The organism is Natronogracilivirga saccharolytica, from assembly GCF_017921895.1.
In the GTDB taxonomy this organism is placed as follows: Bacteria; Bacteroidota; Rhodothermia; order Balneolales; family Natronogracilivirgulaceae; genus Natronogracilivirga; species Natronogracilivirga saccharolytica.
Genome location: NZ_JAFIDN010000003.1, coordinates 318,291 through 335,115, shown reverse-complemented (window position 1 = coordinate 335,115; position 16,825 = coordinate 318,291). Strand labels below are relative to the sequence as shown.

The 16,825-nt window shown below is 51.7% G+C and carries 12 protein-coding genes; 3 read left to right on the top strand and 9 right to left on the bottom strand.

Annotation, left to right across the window (positions count from 1 at the left end; all coding sequences use genetic code 11):
* Positions 1–8 precede the first annotated feature (8 nt).
* Positions 9–1,064, top strand: coding sequence for an isoaspartyl peptidase/L-asparaginase family protein (locus tag NATSA_RS05835; protein WP_210511066.1), 1,056 nt, complete (start codon positions 9–11; stop codon positions 1,062–1,064).
* A gap of 6 nt (positions 1,065–1,070) precedes the next feature.
* Here NATSA_RS05835 and add read toward each other — a convergent pair whose 3' ends face one another.
* Positions 1,071–2,075 (bottom strand): adenosine deaminase, encoded by a 1,005-nt coding sequence (add, locus tag NATSA_RS05830; protein WP_210511065.1) that lies wholly within the window; start codon positions 2,073–2,075, stop codon positions 1,071–1,073.
* A 191-nt stretch (positions 2,076–2,266) separates the two neighbouring features.
* Here add and NATSA_RS05825 point away from each other — a divergent pair, with 191 nt between their 5' ends.
* On the top strand, positions 2,267–3,472 hold the full coding sequence (locus tag NATSA_RS05825) for a lysophospholipid acyltransferase family protein (RefSeq protein ID WP_210511064.1): 1,206 nt from the start codon (positions 2,267–2,269) through the stop codon (positions 3,470–3,472).
* Complete coding sequence (locus tag NATSA_RS05820; RefSeq protein WP_210511063.1) at positions 3,472–4,890, top strand: sodium/glutamate symporter family protein; 1,419 nt, start codon at positions 3,472–3,474, stop codon at positions 4,888–4,890. The genes NATSA_RS05825 and NATSA_RS05820 overlap by 1 nt, the downstream gene beginning before the upstream one ends.
* Before the next feature lie 133 nt (positions 4,891–5,023).
* Here NATSA_RS05820 and NATSA_RS05815 read toward each other — a convergent pair whose 3' ends face one another.
* The 8 genes from NATSA_RS05815 to lepA form a co-directional block, all read right to left on the bottom strand.
* Positions 5,024–6,301, bottom strand: a complete 1,278-nt coding sequence (locus NATSA_RS05815; RefSeq protein ID WP_210511062.1) for a serpin family protein — start codon at positions 6,299–6,301, stop codon at positions 5,024–5,026.
* A 131-nt stretch (positions 6,302–6,432) separates the two neighbouring features.
* On the bottom strand, positions 6,433–7,458 hold the full coding sequence (locus NATSA_RS05810) for a porin (RefSeq protein WP_210511061.1): 1,026 nt from the start codon (positions 7,456–7,458) through the stop codon (positions 6,433–6,435).
* A 457-nt stretch (positions 7,459–7,915) separates the two neighbouring features.
* Positions 7,916–9,424: a BCCT family transporter gene (locus NATSA_RS05805; RefSeq protein ID WP_210511060.1), complete on the bottom strand. Its 1,509-nt coding sequence runs from the start codon at positions 9,422–9,424 to the stop codon at positions 7,916–7,918.
* Between the two features lie 35 nt (positions 9,425–9,459).
* Positions 9,460–10,263, bottom strand: a complete 804-nt coding sequence (locus tag NATSA_RS05800) for a universal stress protein (RefSeq protein WP_210511059.1) — start codon at positions 10,261–10,263, stop codon at positions 9,460–9,462.
* A gap of 86 nt (positions 10,264–10,349) precedes the next feature.
* On the bottom strand, positions 10,350–12,962 hold the full coding sequence (locus tag NATSA_RS05795; protein WP_210511058.1) for a T9SS type A sorting domain-containing protein: 2,613 nt from the start codon (positions 12,960–12,962) through the stop codon (positions 10,350–10,352).
* A 186-nt stretch (positions 12,963–13,148) separates the two neighbouring features.
* Positions 13,149–14,249 carry a signal peptidase I gene (lepB, locus tag NATSA_RS05790; RefSeq protein ID WP_210511057.1) on the bottom strand — a complete coding sequence of 367 codons (1,101 nt, stop codon included), beginning with the start codon at positions 14,247–14,249 and terminating at the stop codon, positions 13,149–13,151.
* A 24-nt stretch (positions 14,250–14,273) separates the two neighbouring features.
* On the bottom strand, positions 14,274–14,921 hold the full coding sequence (locus NATSA_RS05785) for a hypothetical protein (protein WP_210511056.1): 648 nt from the start codon (positions 14,919–14,921) through the stop codon (positions 14,274–14,276).
* Between the two features lie 12 nt (positions 14,922–14,933).
* On the bottom strand, positions 14,934–16,730 hold the full coding sequence (gene lepA / locus NATSA_RS05780) for a translation elongation factor 4 (RefSeq protein ID WP_210511055.1): 1,797 nt from the start codon (positions 16,728–16,730) through the stop codon (positions 14,934–14,936).
* Between the last annotated feature and the right edge of the window lie 95 nt (positions 16,731–16,825).

Genomic DNA, 16,825 nt, shown 5'->3' with positions numbered 1-16,825 from the left:
CATATACCATGACTGTACATACTTCTTCTTTCAGAATTCCGTTTCTGCCGGCCATCCTTGCCGGATGTGTCTGTTTTCTGGCTGTGTCACTTACCGGCTGCAACTCATCAAACGATAACGACGAATACGCAACAGATATGGAACGCAAAGACTTTGCCATTGTTCTGCATGGCGGCGCCGGAGTTATTGACCGCGACATCGACCCGGACGTCAGAGACGGCTACCTGGCATCACTGGAAAAGGCGCTTGAGACCGGCCGGGATCTGCTCGATAACGGCGGGAGCAGTCTGGATGCCGTAGAACAGGTCATCCGAATTCTTGAGGATGATGAGCGGTTCAATGCCGGCAAAGGTGCGGTTTTCACCAGTGAAGAGCGCCATGAGCTGGATGCATCCATTATGGATGGCAGAGATCTGGATGCGGGTGCGGTCACAGGTGTGCGTACCGTCCGGAACCCGATATCCCTTGCGAGGAAAGTCATGGAGGAGAGCCGCCACGTCATGTTTGCAGCCGACGGAGCAGAGCTTTTTGCCGATGAAACCGATGTGGAACGGGTTGAGAACAGCTATTTCAGTACCGATCGGCGCAGGGAACAGCTCAGAAATGCAAGAGAGCAGGCTTCCGTCATTCTTGATCACAGTGACGACCAAAAAGACAAATTCAGTACGGTCGGAGTAGCGGCGCTGGACCGCGACGGAAACCTTGCAGCCGGAACATCTACCGGCGGTATGACCAACAAGAAACCGGGCCGCATAGGCGATTCTCCTGTCATTGCGGCCGGAACCTATGCCGACAACAACAGCTGTGCCGTTTCCGCAACCGGACACGGGGAAAAGTTTATCAGAAATGCGGTCGCCTATCAGGTTTGCGCCATCATGGAGTATCAGGGGGCATCGCTGGAAGAAGCCTCCCGTATTGTGATCCGGGAAAAGCTGGAGGAGGGTGACGGGGGCATCATAGCCATTGATAAAAACGGAAATATTGTTATGGAATTCAGTTCACCCGGCATGTTCCGCGGAGCCGCTGATTCCGGAGGTTTGTTTGAAGTTGCCATCTGGGAATAGATGTACTCAGGCTGATTCGTCAGCCACTGGATAGGCCTGCTCAATGGTGCTTTGCAGCTCCGCTTTGATTTCCGGAGTTGTAAATGCATGATGAACAGCTTCCAGATTGCACCGCCGGATGTGCTCCAGACCCCACCCGAAATGTGATCTCATGACCTGGTACTCTTCCTCCAGTGTGACATTGGAGACCGTTCTGTTGTCCGTGTTGATACTCATTGACACCCCGGACTGATACATTTTGTCGGCCGAGTGATTCTCAATCCGGTCGAAGACATCGGTCTGAATGTTGCTGGTCGGACAAACTTCAAGGTGAATATTGTTCTCACAAAGATGAGCGATCAGGCCGGGGTCTTCAGCACTGCGGACGCCGTGTCCTATCCGGTCGGGCCGGAAATATTCCAGCGTCTCCCAGACACTCTCAGGACCTTTTGCCTCTCCGGCATGTGCTGTGCGCGGAATTCCGTTTTTCCTTGCATACCGAAACGCACTGATGTGATTGTCAATCGGATACCCTGCTTCATCAGCGGCAATATCGAACCCGGCTGCATTTTTATTCAGAAACTGTGCGGCAAGTTCAGCCGTCTCCATGCTTTGATCTTCGTTGTAATGACGAAGTGTACTCAAAATCAGTCCGGCCCGGATACCCGTACGCTGCATCCCCTCCTCTACAGCATCATTGACCGTTTCTACTACTTTGTATGAAGAAAGTCCCCGGGCAGTATGGAGCAATGGGCCAAAGCGAATCTCAGCATAAATCACATTCTCGGCCTTAAGCTGATCGAACAGATCTGATGTAGCCAGGTGGAGATGATCTTCGGTCTGTATCAGTTCCACAGCCCGGAATGCCCTGGTGAGATAATCAGCCAGATTGGCACATTTCGGAGGAGCCACATAAGCATCTCTGAATTGAGCGGGTGTAACCGAGGGATTGATCTTCGAAATGACATCATAACTCAGCGAACAGTCCAGATGGAGATGCAGCTCAACTTTGGGAAGGGCAGTAACATTCATTTCGAAGGTGCTCTGTTGACATTGAAAGGGTATTAAAAGTAACAAGTTTTATTCTACCAAGACAAGCGGGAGTTTCTACGAAAAAAAAAGTATAATTAACGCTGTACCTGGTAATTGATTAAACCGCACAGCGGCATGATATCATTCCGGTACAACCGTAAACCGCTCAGCAACCTGTTATTTTTATTCCGGTGGCATCATTTTTTCCAAGACAAAACGAACGGGGATTTTCAATGCCGGCTTTCCGCTTCATGCGGAGCGTGATACGTCCTGTCGTCCGGTATTACAATCATCCGCGGATAGTTCAGCATGAAAACATGCCTGTTACGGGTCCGTGTTTTATCTTTGCCAATCACTCCAGCAACTTTGATCCGTTTCTGATCAATTATGAGATGACCGGGGAGCCGACCACCGGTGTCATGACCCGATATCAGTTTTTCAAGACCCTGCCTAGGCTGTTCATGAGCAGCGCCGGTGTCATACCCACAAGCAAATATGTCCCCGAACCGGAAGTCATCCGCAGTGTGATGAAGATGCTTGAACGGAACAGGATGATCCTCATTTTTCCCGAAGGCGGCCGGCGGTGGGATGGCCGGCCCAAGCCTCTGATTGAAGCCACCATCAAACTCTTCCGGAAGATGAACGTCCCTGTTCATCCTGTTCAAATCCATGGCTCCTATCTTTCCTGGCCGCGATGGGCCGATCATCCCCGGCGAAACCGTATGGATATCCGCTGGCTGCCACCCCTTCATCCCGGCCATTTTGATGACTATGATTCTTTTTCGCGGGCGTGCCATAACGCCATTGCCATAGATGAAAATGATCCGCCTGAACCGGTGCTGCCCTATGCCGCCCGAAAACCGGCAGCCGGCATTCAGCGCATCCTGTACCGCTGTCCCGAAACCGGCGTGCAGAATGCGGTTTACAGCCCTGACGGGATACAGCTGCTGAGCCGGAGGGCACCGGAATTCCGCTTGCTGATGAATGCCTGTTCTGAACTTGAAGACGGCAGCGGGCGCAAAGCTCACGTAACGGAAATTTTTGACCGGATAAACGATATGCCGCTGTACAGGGACTACCGAAATATCGTAATCCCTGACACTCCCTGTACAGTCAACCGAATATCAGATGAACACAGGTTGCAAAATCCCCGGCACGCCCATATTCGCCTGACCACCTCACACATTGAAATCAGGTGGGGATCAGACCGCAGACGTCTGCCGGTTGAGGACATACAGTTCATATCCATCGAAAAGAATCACAAACTGATGCTGACTACGTCCGGTGATACATTTCTGATCACCCTTGGCAAACGCAGCGCCTTGCAATGGCAGTTGTATATCCGGCGGCTGCAATCAGGCGAGCAGGCGGTGAAAACACATGAGGGGGTGTTCTGATGCCATCCTGGAATCTTGACATCACGGCTGGTGATTTTTTTATCGACTTTGCCTGGATCGGGCTGCTGCTTTGTCTGGCGATACTGCTCCGGAACAAAATCGCACTTTTTCAGCGTAATCTCATTCCTGCGAACCTGATCGCCGGGGCGATCGGGTTGGCTGCCGGAGCCAACGGCCTGGATCTCATCCCGCTGTCCACCGACAGACTTGGAACCTATGTTTATCATTTGCTTGCCCTGCTGTTCATCGCGCTTGCCCTGCGGACACCCCAGAAAAAACTGGGAATCAGCTCCGTTAAAACAGGAACAGTCTTCATTATCACCTATCTGATCCAGGCACTTATCGGACTTGCCATAGCTTTTGCGCTGATATATCTGTTCATGCCTGATCTGTTTGCCGGGATCGGACTGCTGCCGCCTCTCGCTTTCGGAATGAACCCCGGAGTGGCGTACACGTTCGGACAAAACTGGGAGCAGTACGGATTTGAGTCGGGTGGCGTGGTGGGACTGACGTTCGCCGCGGCCGGGTTTCTTGTGGCATACACTGTCGGAATCTGGCTGATCCGGCGGGGCATCAGACGCGGGGAGGCTGCGTTTCTGGATGCCGGGCATGAACTGAGTGATGAGCTTCGGAAGGGCACCATACCCCGGTCAGAGCGTCCATCCGGAGGAAAACAAACCACTTCTCCCGAGATTATTGAATCACTAAGCCTCCATCTTGGACTTGTCGGAGTGGTGTATATTATAACATACGGCTTGCTCAGGGTGATTGAAGCGGGGATGACCTTCGCCGGTGCCGAACAGGAAGTACATACACTCTGGTCTTTCCATTTTGTGATCGCATCCATCCTGGCCTTGTCTGTTCGCAAAGTACTGGATTATGCTGGTGTGGCGGATGTTATAGACGACATTACCATGACCCGCGTGTCAAATCTTTTCATGGATTTCATGATTGTTGCATCGGTCGCGGCGATCAGTCTTGCCGTTGTCATGACATACTGGATCCCCCTGCTTCTTATATCTGTAACAGTGGCGCTTGCGACATGGTGGGTTGTGCGCCGCCTGATGTATCACGCGTTCCGGACCTACCGGCTTGAACGATTTGCTTCGGTTTTTGGAAATATGACAGGTACGATACAGTCCGGACTTCTGTTGCTTCGCATTCTGGACTCCGGTATGAAGTCGCCGGCCAGTTTCAATCTTGTTTACGGCTCGGGATTTGCTCTGATTCTGGGATTCCCCGTGCTGATTCTCGTCAATGCGCCGGTCTACTATTTTGATGATCCGAACCGCGGTTTTTTTGTGATCATGATGGCACTGCTCTTTTATCTGATTATGCTGCTGACCGGCTGGCGGTATTTGAACAATGCAGACAAAGATGAGGTAACTGAGGAGCAGAAAGCATCGGATTCGGGGTAATCGCCGGATGCATCATTATAATTCAGAAACCGTATGCGGCCGGGTTGTGTATCGTTTCCGAATCCTGATCCTGACAAGTTTCAGTCACATCAAAATGTCCGCAAATCAGGAGAGATCTTCCGGGTTCCCGTACTTACGTGTCAGCCGGGTCGTTCATTATCCCCATGAAGAGCGGCGTATTGGACTCAACCTCGCGGATCATGTAAAAAAACGGACGATCGAACCGAATCTCCACATGCTGTGGCACACTGGTTCTGGATATTTCGACAGAAGTTACCGCTGCCGCTTCCGTGCCCTCTTCATCCAGACTGATAAACGTCTTGTGCCGGGAATCACTGACATGTAAATCCTCCTGATCGGGGTTGATCAGGCTGAAGTCGGAAAGTGACGGATCAAATGCATCAACCATGCCCATGGATTCAAGCAGTTCGGGGAAGTCGTCCACTTCATACTCTTTCTCAAATTTCGGCATTTCCAGCTCAAGGGTTACTTTGTTGAATGAGCCGGTAAGTTGCTTCCACTCCTCCCAGTCGGTCTGCTTCAGCCACTCTTCCACATCGATTCCCGGATCGGGAAGCACCAGTGTCATAACAAATCCGGCATCGCCATAGTGAAGATTCACCGCCTGATAGTCTTCTCCGGCAAAGTGCTCCATATTTTCGGTCGCCTCCAGGTGCATCATTTCTGCCTCAGACTCGGTACCGTCGGCAAGGAAGAATGGTTTTGTGCTGGTTAATTCCGGATCAAAGGGATGGGTCCAGTCACCGTTGAAATAGATGGCGTTGATCAGATACATAACGGTCAGCGGGTCGATTGGCTCCTCAACGATGGAGTCAATCAGTCCTTCGGTCTTGTCCTCCACCCATGAGTTGATCTTGTCAACGGTTGCCGGATCGCTGAAATCGGTTTTTTCAACGATGGCATTATAGAATTCCTGGTTTGTGCTCAGAAACCCGGGTTCAACGTCGAATGTATCCCGGTACCAGACAGAGTTGGCAATGTTGAATATGACCTGATCATCAAATTCCTGCAGCAGGGCAATCAGATTATACGCTGCTTCATTGATTTCATTCCGGTCCAGCTCATCAAAGCCCAGTACTTCGCGGATCTGGTCAAATGTTTCACCTTCGGCGCCATTGAGCAGCATTCCGTAAGCCAGGGCGATGCTTAAGGGGGAAACAAAATGGTTTTCGCCTGAATCGGAGTCCGTGATACGGTTCAAGAGCTCAAATCCGAACGCTCCCGACCCATTGACAAGCTTCTGTTCAGGACTGCTGAGTTCGCGCGGCAGCTCACGGCGCTCGAAAACTTCCGGCTCTCCTTCATCGCTTTGGGAATCGATCACTTCACAGGAAAAAAATGTCAAAAATAATACGGCAGTGAGCAATGGCGTCAGGCTGGAGATTTTCATGGCTTACAGGGTTTGGTCTCTGATAACCTTCTACATATTAACCAGTAACGCCAATTTCCACCAGATCGTATTGTACAATAACAGCCGGCCTTCCGCCCGGGTGAACATTGCCTTTTGCAGTGCAAAACAGATCAGAAGTGGTACTGAAATACGCCGGTCAGCCCGAATTGTGCACTCTCATCTGCCCGGAATTCGGCAAGGGCGTTGAAACGGAAGCTGATCAGGCTGGTCGGATAGTAGTTCCATCCCAGCAATATCCGGTCTGACTCGTCATCGGACAGGTCAAGAGACAGGTGATCCCATCTTACAAGCAGTTCATTTCTGGGATCCATTTTCACTCCCAGTGTGGTGTAAAAACCGGTTATACTCTCCTGTTGTTCGTCAAATTCCACTGCATCAAAATCACTGCGAAGATATTCAGCAGTTCCAAACAGCAAGTCGCTGTCGTATTCAAGATATCCGCCGTAAAGCACCCGGTCGGAAACCGATGTGAGCCCGGTATTTCCGACAGGTTCGTCCAGTGATCTGTTTATGGCACCATTCACACCCAGTTCGATATGGTGTCCGTCCGCCGGTTCCAGCTCATAGGCAAACCGGGAGGTGTGAAGAAATCTGTTGTCGTTCTGTTCGGCGATATCGGCTGCTCCCTTTCCGTTATACATTCCAAGGCGGTACTTGAAGTTTCCGATATTGCCGAGTGCTGAAAATCCGATTTCCAGTGTGTTCATCATGGCACCGACAAGGCGGGCGCGGCGGACCATATCCAGATTTGCCGGACTCGGATCCAGGTCTCGGCTCAGATATGGCTTGAACGCTCCGGCGATGACTCTGAAGTTGTCTGAAAAACGATACCCGACACGGGCGTCAATATTCTGCTGCTGGCTCAGGAAGTAGACCCGTACGCGATACTGGAAGTTTCTGTCTACGGTACCACGAAAATCAATACGTGTGGAGCCAAGGTCCCATGCCCGGCCCCCGTTAAAATCCGTATTTTCGAATGAGTACGCCCCCTGGGCCTGGATCAGAATTCCAAGGCTGAACGCTTCCGACTTGAGTTTCTCATTGAGCATTTCGGCAACAGGCTCGCTTCTGTCCTCTGCCTGAGCTGATATATAGCCAAGCAGCAATACAGAAAAAAACAAAATCAGGCTTTTCATAGATATGGTTATTCGTTTCGGGGGTGTACGCTGTTGTCTGCAGTGCCACCGTATTTGCACGGGTGACAGTGTATGACCAATAGTCACTGTGACTGGTTCAGAGACAGAATTGATGATCGGGAATTATGCTGCAGGAAATGTTTTGATGCACCGGCAACAGTTTTGCCAATCCGTTGTATTCAAAAATTATGCCATGAATACCGGACACTGTCCGCAGGGCTCTGACCGGATATTTGGAGGAAAGTTCAATCCGGGGGCATGTGAGGCTGGTGAAATACCGCCACAGGGGGTGAGATTTCGCCAGTTTATCGGCGACATTCCGCCACCAGTATGGCTACTTTTGAAACTGATTGTATGTATGACAGATGATATGCCATACCCTTGTGATATGATGCGACTACGCATCATCAGGAGCATCATCAGGAATCTCCCACCTTCGGCTCACATACTGCAATAATTACGATTGGTCCGGTCCGCCCTCAACCCGGAACTCATAGCGCAGACCGCGAAGCAGGCTTACGCACATCAGCAGCATGATCACCGTAAACGGAAGAGCAGCTGTTATTGCCATTTGCTGAAGAGCCTCAAGGCCACCGGCATAAAGCAGAATGGCTGCCGTAGTGGAGATGACCAGACCCCAGATGATTTTTTTGTATGCAGGCGGATTCAGCATTCCTGATGATGTCATCATGGAGAGTACAAATGTTGCCGAATCAGCGGAGGTTATGAAAAACACCGACAGCAGCAGGATGGTGATTATGCTCAGTATGGATGTAAGGGGAAAATGCTCATAGAGCAGGAACAACCCGACCGAGACATCGCCGGCAATGGACTCGGCAATATCGGCTCCCTGCGTCAGCTCCAGATCAAAAGCTGCACCGCCGAACGCACTGAACCAGATGAAGGTCAGCAATACAGGTACGGTCAGTGCCCCGGCGACAAACTCGCTGATGGTCCGTCCCCTGGAAATACTCGCAACAAAAAGTCCCACGAACGGCGCCCATGCTATCCACCATGCCCAGTAAAACAGGGTCCATGCCTGCGTCCATTCATACCCTTCGAACGGATTGGTAGAGAGGCTCATGGTCAGAAAGCCGGAAGCAAAATCAGCAATAGTCTGAGTAAAGATATTGAAAATATAGACCGTCGGACCCACCAGGAGCATAAAGAACAGAAGTACAACAGCGAGTACGATGTTGGTTTTGCTGAGTATCTGAATGCCCTTGTCCACACCGCTAAGTGTCGATATCATAAACAGAACGGTGACAACGGCTATGACCGTCAGGGTGGACATATACCCGGCTTCAAAGGCAAACACCTCACCGAGACCGGACGTGATCTGCATGGCACCGAGCCCGAGGGATGTTACGATACCGAAGATTGTGGCAAATACGCCAAGAATATCGATTACATACCCCAGCGGTCCGTAAATACGGTCACCGATGAGCGGATAAAAACAGCTGGAGATCAGCGGCGGCATCCCCCTGCGGAAGGAAAAATATGCGATGCTCAGACTCATTGTGATGTAAATGGCCCATGGCTGGATTCCCCAGTGGAAAAAGCTGTACTGCATGGCAAAACCTGCCGCTTCACCTGACCGTTCTTCAATATGCTCAGGGGGATTCAGATAGTGGCTCATCGGCTCGGCGACACCCCAGAAAATCAGACCGATCCCCATTCCTGCGGCAAAAAGCATGCTGAACCATCCAAAGTATGAAAACTGAGGTTTTTCGTGCTGTTTGCCAAGTTTTACGGCACCATATTTGCTGAAAGCAAGATAGAGGCAGAATACCAGAAACAGGAAGGCAGCAATCAGGTATCCCCAACCGAACAGTGCTATGATATGCTCATGAACATATGTGGCGAATGAAAAAAACTGATCCGGGTACAGTACCCCCGGAAGGGCAAAAACCAGTACCATGAACAGGGAAATCACAAAGACGATATTATTTTTCAGTCTGTCCATAAAACAGGTACTCATGGTTCGTTGGTTACTATATTTCAGGTGATAATGAGAATCGGAGTGTTGGTCCGATGGGGTAATGACTCGGCATTAGAACCCAGCATCTTGTTCATCGGACTGCTTTTTTCATTGCGGCCGATTACGATGAGATCAGCTCCCGCGGTTCGTGACTTCCTGGGTATCAATGAACGGACAGATCCGGTAGCGATCAGCGGTTTTACTTCAGGATAGTTGTCCCGGCACTGGTCGGCAAGACGGTCCAGCTTTTCCGTGAGCTCTTCTATGCGCTTTTTTTCGGTATCCGGATCGGGTGCTCTGGCCCTTACATGCAGGAAGTAAAGTTTTTCGGCATGAAAGGGAACCGTATTCAAGTATGGAAGTACTTTTTGGTCTGTCTCCTTGCAATCCGTAGCATAGACGATGGTGCCGGGTTTGTTCCCGCTGTCCAGGTATCCGGGTGGCCTGTATATCAGTGTCGGGAAACTGCATATTCGGAGCAAATCGATATCAGGACTGCTGAAAATTGCCCGTTTAATGACATTTTTCTTTTTCCAGGGGATGCTGAGATAGTCCGCATCCAGCTCACCGGTAAGCTTGCAGACCGCATTGGCAATCGTTCCTTCCCGGATCAGTATTTCAGCATCCATATCCCGGCTGCGGAAGATGCCGGCGTGATATTCCAGCTTCTGCTCAATCTCCTGCATCTGTCCGGCACTTCTGCGCGAAACCACATGACACAAATACACCTTTTTTGTGCCGAAATGGGAAATAAACCCGGCAAGGTGTTCCAGGTTCTGCTCCGGTTCTTTCAGGCTCAGTGGCAGCAGCGTTTTTTCTAGCATCGCAACAGAAGTATCGTGAAATAATATTTAAAAAATGACAGGCGCCGGAAAATGAAGCGCTCGACTAATTTGCAGATTCTGCAAACTTACTTCAAGAGCATCATCGTGCCGGTGCGGACCCTGCCATGGCTTTCGAGCCTGTACACATACGTACCCCCGGCAAGCCCGGATGCATCGAACCGCACCTGATAGTGTCCCGATGAACGCATCTCATCCACCGGTGCAGCAACTTTTCTGCCCAGGACATCGTAGATGGTCAGACTCACATGCCCATCCTCATCCAGTGAAAAAGGTATTACCGTTTCATTATTGAACGGGTTGGGATAGTTTTCCTTCAGCTCAAAGGCAAGTGCTTCCTGAGACGGTTCATCCGCCGACACATCACGCTGAATTGAGATAAAATAGTCATTACCGTTGTTGTTATCCCAGCTGTCGTCATCATAGCTGATCACGAAGGATATATTGGTTACTTCCTGATCATCATGCCGGAAAGGTCCGAGCTGTATCTCCAGGTCACCCTCATCTGTTCTTGACATCGGCGACTGAACGGCATTGCCGTCGTCCCATGCCACCGTTTCTGCAGGCCAGAAGTCCTCATCCGGCAGAGTCCAGTTATTGACAGCCCAGTGGAGGTTTGCCGTCGTATCCGCATCCCGGACCGTTATGGTAACGATCTCATCCGGTTCCGGCTCTGCAGGCTCCCATGTCACCGGTCCGTCCGGATCGGGCGCGCCGTTGGCAGGATCGTCATCCGGGGAGTACTCACCTACCCAGACATGCTGAATTATCGATTTCGATGTATTTCCATGCACGTCCGTGGCCTTGACATAGTAATCCACCATTTGCTCTTCCACGCCGCTGATTTCTGCACGAAACTCTTCCGCCTTGTAGTGAGGCTCCGGGTCGGTAATCGACTCTGTAAAAGTACCGGACATCTCTGCAGACTGCCATTCGCCAACAGAGGGGCCTCCGTCATAAGTCAGGTTATCACCGGATATCTCGTCGGAATCAGACACTCGGTACTTCAACTTCACGCTCTCCAGGCCACTAAGGTCGAATGCAAACGTCCATATTTCAAAATCGGAGGGCATCACACCCTGTCCCTCCCACTCAATTCCGCCCGGATTGTATGGTTCACGCTGGGGCAGAAAAATGGCCGGACCGGTGACATCATCGGCGCTTTCAGCCAGCGGAAGCGCCTTGCCGACGGCAAGGTTGGCCGCTCTGGCAGGATGCGAATCCCACATCTCGGTTCCGTCCCAGTACCAGTAATCCGAGCTTTGTCCGTTCAGGTAATATTCCCAGGCGCGTTTTGTATCCGGATGATCCGGGTCAGCCGCCTCGGCCGCCTGCACAATATGTTTTGCGGCTGTGAGAATCCCCCAGGCATTGCGGTTCGGGCTGTAGGGTTCATCGGTGCCGGGAAAATCACCCGGATCAGCCAGCCACTTCAGAAATTCGGGATCACCGCCGTCGGCCCCAAGCCAGCTCCCGTCCTGAACATGGATCACATCATCCGGATCGGGCGGATAGCGGTCCAGATAATCCTGGATAGTAGTGACGCGAAAGCGGTCCGGATGATCCTGCAGCCATTCGACCATACTCTGAAAATTGTGATTGTAATACGCTTCGCTGCCGCCACCGTGGTTATCACCGTCATGATGAAGAACCAGGAGGATCGGCTGGTCGGGATCGGTGTTATCCTCTTCAAACTGACTCATCACCTCTTCGTACTGGAGGGCGCCGAAACCACCGCGGCCGTCCTCTTCGCCCAGATAGCGGGAAGCCGGTACGGCAATCATTTTGCTGGACTCACCGGTTTCCGGATCGGTCCATGAAACATACCTGGGCTGATGGGCCCACTGCGTGGAAACGGGTGTCGGTGCCCAAAGGCCGTGCAGCTGCTTCCAGTCACCGGGGTTCGGGTTCCGGACATCCGCCTTGTTCGGACGTTTTACCCCGCTCTCGTCAGTCAGCGGAGCTCCTTCCGATGCCCGCTCGAAGTGAAGGTTGTCAACAATCACCCACTCAAATCCCTCATCTTTCAGCGCGGGGATGATGCGGGTGGCAAAGGCCGTTTCCGGCGGAAAGATTCCTTTTGAGTACTCTCCCGGAAATATTTCGGACATGATTTCGCGGTGCCATTGAATATGCCGCCGGATGTCCTCATTTCCGATGAGCGGCATGAGCGGATGATGATAGCCGAAGCCGGTCATCGCCAGTCGCGGATTTCCTTTTTCGGTCTGAAGCTGAATTGCTTCCTCCCACGGGGCAACCCAGTTGTCGAATCCCCATCCTGCTTCCCGGGCGGCTTCGAGATTTTCAATGAGTGAGCCGGAGAAACTGACCTGCGCCCCGAAGTGCGGCATATCCGCATCGTCACCCATCCGGACAGCATTGGATGGCCAGTCAGTGTATGGACCGGTCCGGGCACCCATCACATCATGCCTGAGAGAATAACTGTAAGATCCCCGGTTTTCGGTTTCAACGATGGATTCATACGGCCAGTAGATGGGCTGATGCATATGCCAGTGGAATGCGATATAGACAGGCGGATTTCCGGATTCTGTATTCTGATGCGAATCGTCCGGTGACCGGCCTGAATCTGCCCGGCTTGTTTGTGCAAAGGCGAACAGCAAGATGAAAAGTATAATGGCGGCGGATGCGGAATTGCCTGTAAAAGTAATGGTCTTTTGCATAGGAGAAATAGTTTTGTATCACATTTTCGTACTAAACCGGCATGCAGGCAGGTTGATGACTTGCCGGAAAGTGCTTTATCGGCCTCGCACCTCTGACCTGGCAGGCACAAACAATAATTGTAAGCGCTTACATCACATGATAAGACTATCCTGATGAAAAATCAAAAAGGGATGCCGTGCGGGCTGCTAATTGATTCTGTTGAGCATTCTGCGGATGCGCGGCAGAAATCGCTCACCGTCCCAGGAAAAGTAGATGATCCAGGCCCGGCCGACAATATGATCTTCAGGCACATATCCCCAGAAACGGCTGTCTTCGCTGTTATCACGGCTGTCGCCGACCATGAAGTAGTAATCCTGCTGAATGGTATACTCACTGGTGGTATCCCCGTTGATAACAAACAAGTCACCGTCACGTGAGACCGTATTGTCTTCATAGCGGGTCACGATATCCTGATACATATGCCAGTTGTTCTCGGATAGCGTGACATTCTGGCCTTCATAGGGGATGATCATTTCAGGCATGTGGTGGTAATTTCCCTGAAAACCCCGGGCAAAAGTAAACGGCTGGCGGGCAAAATCGTTGAATGATGCCGGCAGAACCATTGGCTCGATGGAGTCAATTTCCTGCCACTGAGCCATCTCTTCGGCAACTTCTGCGGTCATGTTGATCCGGTACCGGTCACCGGACGACTGCAGTATTTCAGCTCCGGCAGAACGGACTTTGCTGGGACTCAGCCGCAGCCGCTCCCGTACCTCAACCTGATAATGCTGTTCGTAGGTATCTTCTTCGGCTTCGGGTGCGCCGTTGACGTAGATGACTTTATCCCTGATGGAGATGGTATCCCCGGCAATGCCGACCGCGCGTTTGATGTAATTGGTTTTCTGCGATACCGCTTCCTCATCCACAGGATAGTTGAAAACCAGAATATCGCCCCTTCGCACGTCCATGAATCCGGGCAGACGAAAAGAAGGAACATCGAGTCCGCGGACATACACCCCGGTAAACGGGATTCCGACCGTCATGGGAGTCCGTGCGCCGTAATGAACTTTGGAGACAAGCAGAAAGTCCCCGGTCAGCAGCGTGGATTCCATGGAAGGCGTGGGAATGCGGAATGCTTCCAGAAACAGGGCTCTGATGATGAGTGCTGCTACGGCGGCAAAAAGCAGCGCATCTATCCATTCGCGGGCCCAGGATTTGGCCTTGTTGGTATCCTGCCTGTTCCTTTTCTCAAGGGCGCGCCTGCGCTCCTGCCGCTTCTTTTTGTTTTCGTCTTTCTTTCCTGCCAATGCTGTAGTCCGTTTAAATTCCGATTATTTCAGTGTGCCGGGTCGTGAAACTTCTTCTTCCTCAAAAGAGCCGTCCTTATACCGGACCAGATACCACTGCCGGTCATTAATTTCAAAGTAGTGATCTTCATACTCGCCGAGTTCGCTGATATCCATCAGCTTTCCCGACAGGGTGCGTTTAATTTCGGGCATGAGATCCACATAACGGCTTGCTCCCGCAAATACCAGCCCGTTGCCGAACGGTCCGTCAATATCCAGCACCATCATGGGTATCTCGTCATTGATCACAAACCAGTATTCGAACTGAATATAGTGACCGGGCCGGAAATTATCGCCATCCACAAGATGCTTGAGTTTTTGCGTGGGATCACCGAATACTTTCTGAAGCCGCGCGCGTATTTCCCGGGTCGGAATGCGGTCGATGACCGTACTTCCCTCAAAACCGGCACCGGTCCACTGCACGTCACCGAACCGCCGCTGAAACGAGGCACGGTCGGCCGTCTCCACTTTGACGATCTCCGGCTCATCCAGCAAATCCCGCGGCTGGCCCTCCAAACCCCCGCCACCCGGCACGCCCGCCGCCTCTCCGGCCGCAATCACAACCGGCAACAGAATCAGAACCAGTATACACCTTCTCATCAGCACCCGCATCTTCACTATAGAATCAGTCATCCTGCACACCTGTCAATCCTCATCCATCGAAAGCACGGCAAGAAATGCCTCCTGTGGTATTTCCACCGTTCCCACCTGCTTCATTCTCTTTTTTCCTTCCTTCTGCTTTTCCAGCAGCTTCCGCTTGCGCGTTATATCACCGCCGTAACACTTGGCGGTCACATCCTTGCGCAATGCCCTGACCGTATCCCTTGAGATGATCTTGGACCCGATCGCCGCCTGGATGACCACTTCGTACATCTGCCGCGGGATGAGTTTGCGGAGCTTTCCGCACAGCCGCTTGCCCCATTCGTACGCCTTGTCCCGGTGTACAATGCAGGAGAGCGCGTCGACCGGATCCCCATTCAGCAGTATATCCAGTTTGACCAGTTGCCCCTTGCGATTGCCGATCAGCTCGTAATCAAGCGAAGCATAACCGCGCGTCTGGCTCTTCAGCTTGTCGTAGAAATCGAAAACAATTTCCGCCAGCGGCAGTTCATAGGTGATATCCACCCGTTTGGTGTCCAGGTAGAGCGTATTAATAAATATGCCCCGCTTTTCCTGGCAAAGTTTCATTACCGGTCCGATATACTCGGCCGGCGTAATGATCTGGGCCTTGATGTAGGGCTCGCGTATTTCCTGAATTTTCCCCGGCGGCGGCATTTCCGTGGGATTGTCGACAATAATCTCATTTCCGTCGACCGTATGCACCACATACTCCACATTGGGTACGGTGGTGATGATATCCATGTCGAACTCACGGTCGAGACGCTCCTGGATGATCTCCATGTGCAGCATTCCCAGAAAACCGGCGCGAAAACCAAATCCCAGGGCCGCCGAGGTCTCGGGCTGATACTGAAGGGAGGCATCGTTGAGCTGCAGCTTTTCCAGTGCCGCGCGAAGACTTTCAAAATCTTCGGTTTTTGTGGGATACAGTCCGCTGAAGACTTTGGGTTTCACATCTTTGTAGCCCGGAATCGGCTCTTTGGCCATATTGGCATGGGAAGTGACCGTGTCACCGACCTTGGTGTCTTCCAGCGACTTTACATTTCCGATAATATAGCCCACTTCTCCGGCCGACATGGTTTCAGACTCAGTGGGTTTGATGCGCAGATAGCCGATCTCATCCGCCTCGTAATCCTTGCCGGTAGCCATGAACCGGATCTTGTCACCCTTGTTCAGAACTCCGTCCATGATGCGCACATAGACAATAGAGCCCCGGTAGGAGTTGAAAACCGAGTCAAAAATTAGCGCTTTGAGCGGTTTTTCAGGATCGCCGGTCGGTGGCGGCACCCGGCGCACAATCTCCTCAAGCAGGTAATCAACCCCTTCGCCGGTTTTACCGGATACCGGGATAATTTCGTCCCTTTCGCAGCCGATCAGGTCGATGACCTGCTGGGCCATACCTTCCACATCCGCACCGGGAAGATCGATTTTGTTGATTACCGGAATAATTTCAAGGTTCTGGTCAATGGCCTGGTACAGGTTGGAAATGGTCTGTGCTTCCACACCCTGGGTGGCATCGACAATCAGCAGCGCTCCTTCACAGGCCTTGAGTGCACGCGATACTTCGTAGGCAAAATCGACATGGCCGGGGGTGTCGATCAGATTTAAATCGTACTTTTCGCCATCATCTGCTTTGTAATCCATTTTGATGGCATGGCTTTTGATTGTGATCCCGCGCTCCCGCTCAAGATCCATGTCATCGAGTACCTGCTCCTGCATTTCACGCTCTGTAATGGCCCCGGTACGTTCCAGAAGCCGGTCGGCCAGGGTCGATTTTCCGTGATCAATATGAGCGATAATGCAAAAATTCCGAATGTTCTTCATCAATAATATGTTATTTCCAGTCTGCTGATAAGCTTGCCAAATTACGAAATTTCCAGTCAAACTGTAAGGTCAGTACGAAGCTAAAACGCTGAAAT